Origin of the sequence: Brachyspira catarrhinii (assembly GCF_005518285.1) — a bacterium.
GTDB classification, from domain to species: Bacteria; Spirochaetota; Brachyspiria; order Brachyspirales; family Brachyspiraceae; genus Brachyspira; species Brachyspira catarrhinii.
Map to the genome: position 1 here is coordinate 1 of NZ_SJDU01000805.1, position 408 is coordinate 408.

The following is a 408-nucleotide window of genomic DNA, read 5'->3' on the forward strand; positions in this document are numbered from 1 at the left end:
CTGAAATATTATATCAAAAAAGTGTTTTGTATAATAACTTTATATTAGACTTTATAATCAAAGGTAGTGAATATAATTATATAGCAGATACAAAATATAAGGAAATTTATAATAATGATAATGGTTACGAAAAAGATGATATTAAACAGCTTTCAGGATATGGAAGAGTCGAAAGTATAGTAAAAGAGTTTACAAACGATATTGAAAACTATGTTCCAAAATGCCTTATAATATATCCTTCAGATGATTCAAATAATAAAAGCATAGATTTTGAAAAAAAAGAACAAATTAGTGGTTTAGTCAAGTTTTATAAACTTGGTATTTATCTTCCTAGATTGTAATAGTAATAATTTTATATTTTATCGTAAATTCATTTTATACAATTGCTATTTTAACAGTTTTATTATA

At 21.8% G+C, this 408-nt stretch carries 1 pseudogene; it reads left to right on the forward strand.

Features of this window, described 5'->3' with window-relative positions:
* Positions 1-341 (forward strand): annotated as a pseudogene (locus EZH24_RS13530) (5-methylcytosine restriction system specificity protein McrC); the annotation flags it as partial.
* Positions 342-408: the final 67 nt, after the last annotated feature.